We start from the raw sequence: 1,884 nt of genomic DNA, 5'->3' as shown, positions 1-1,884 counted from the left end.
GCGCAAGATCTGAGGGAGGGGAAGACCGGCGCGTCGCGCATTGGTTGATCGGGTACCCTTAAGGAATCTAGCCAAGGGATGCGTTCCTACGCCGACAACTCCTCAACCGCGTACCTGCCGGCCAGACGGCCGCCGCTGTAGGCGCACATGAGCGAGTAGCCTTCGTAGTCGCAGTACGGAGCGCTCATCAGCGTGCCGTTGTCGGCGCCAGCCACGTACAGGCCCTCGATGGCAACACCAGCTGCGTCGATAGCCTGCAGGCGGTCGTTCGTGCGGATGCCGCCGATGGTCACCCAGGCACTCGGCTCGTACGTGAACGCGTAGAACGGGCCCGTGGCCACAGACTGCAGGAAGCAGGCCGGCTTGTAGAACTGCTCGTCCTTGCCGCCAGCGCAGTAGCCGTTGTACTGTTCGAGCGTCGCTGCCAGATCGGGCGCACCCAAGGCCTCGGCCAGCTCCTCGATCGTGGCAGCCTTGTGCGCCCAACCAGCCTCGACGGCCTTGTCGATATCGGCCTGCACGTTCGCCAGCGCTTTGCCCTTGAGCGTCATGGCACCGGTGTGCCAGTTCACCTCGTCGGAGCCGCAGAGCGTCCACGCATCCACGCCCGCATTCAAGCCGTCGACGTAGGCTTGGTCCACCACGGCGTAGTACTGGCCGCCCACCAGCGAGATAGCCCCGCCCAGCGCCAGCGGCAGGTTCGCGAACTTGCCCTCGTTGGAGAAGCGGCGGCCCTGGTTGTTCACCAGCAGCGTGCCGTAGATACCGATGGCGAACGCGGCGTTCGACCTGCCCCAGATGCCCTCGGCATCCTTGTTCGAGCCGGAGAACTCGTTGCCCGCGATGCCCCATTGCGTGGATATCTGGCCGCCGGCCGCCTGCACCATGTCGATGCCTTCGCCCACCGAGAGCACACTCCCCAACGGATTCACGAACGTGCCGAAGCGCTCCTGCATCTTCTCGACGCTGCCCAAGAAGCCGCCCGTGGCAACAATTACAGCTTTCGCCTTCACATCAACAACCTTGCTGCCCTCGCACTGCACGCCGGTGCATACCCCATCTTCCATAATGAGGCGCTTAGCAGCGGTGTCGAATACAAACTCGCCACCCTTACCTTCGATCCACTTCTGTAAAGGAGCCATGCGAGCTTCGCCCTTGGCCTGTGTTTTGGAATCCTTCGGATCGGACTGGAAGTTGGCGCGCACCGACGCATGACCAGCCCCGTAGTTATCGGGACGCAGGCCCGTAGCTACGCCGAACTCGTCGGTGAAGCGGTCGATGGTGTCGCCCGACAGCTCGACAGCCGCCTTGACCGCTGCAGCATTCGTGGACCAGTGCGCGTATTCCATGATGTGGGTGAACGCCTCTTCCACGGTGAAGTCGATACCGGCCTGCTGCTGCAGCTTCGACCCCACCATGAACGGACCGCCAGCCAGCGAGCCGTTGGACACGCCCACGCTGTTGCCTTTCTCCACTACTATGACGCTCTTGCCGGCGCGGGCAACCTCCACAGCCGCCCACATGCCAGCGCCACCAGCGCCCAACACCACCACGTCACATTCTTTTGTTTCGTCGGCCGTCTTCATGGCAGACGCGTCGCCCGCCGCGGCAGACTCCTGCGCACTAGCTTTGTCCGCGGAAGCCGCCTTAGGTGCACAACCCGCCAAGACAGCTGCTCCACCGAGTGCCGCCACACCCCCGAACGTCAAAAAACCACGACGGGAAAGACCTTTGTTCAATTCGCTCATACTATTCCCTCCAATGAGAAACGAGATTAACTCCAGCCGCAAAGCTCGGGCAAGGAGCCTGCGCCCTCCCAAGGCGCCAAATCAAGCATGACGCGCACCAACACGAATGTCGCGGGTGAACCTGCTGTTGCGAGGG

General features: G+C 62.8%; 1 protein-coding gene. It reads right to left on the bottom strand.

Going from position 1 to position 1,884, the window contains the following annotated elements; genetic code table 11:
* Window positions 1-86: 86 nt before the first annotated feature.
* Entirely contained in the window at window positions 87-1,748 is a 1,662-nt protein-coding gene (locus RR842_RS14475) for an FAD-dependent oxidoreductase (RefSeq protein ID WP_332730278.1), read from the bottom strand.
* Window positions 1,749-1,884: the final 136 nt, after the last annotated feature.

The organism is Gordonibacter sp. (assembly GCF_036667095.1).
GTDB lineage: Bacteria > Actinomycetota > Coriobacteriia > Coriobacteriales > Eggerthellaceae > Gordonibacter.
This window is presented reverse-complemented; position numbering and strand designations above follow the sequence as displayed.

Coding starts and splice junctions, on each gene's coding strand:
- RR842_RS14475 (WP_332730278.1), bottom strand. CDS start 1,748: ATGAGCGAATTGAACAAAGGTCTTTCCCGTCGTGGTTTTTTGACGTTC.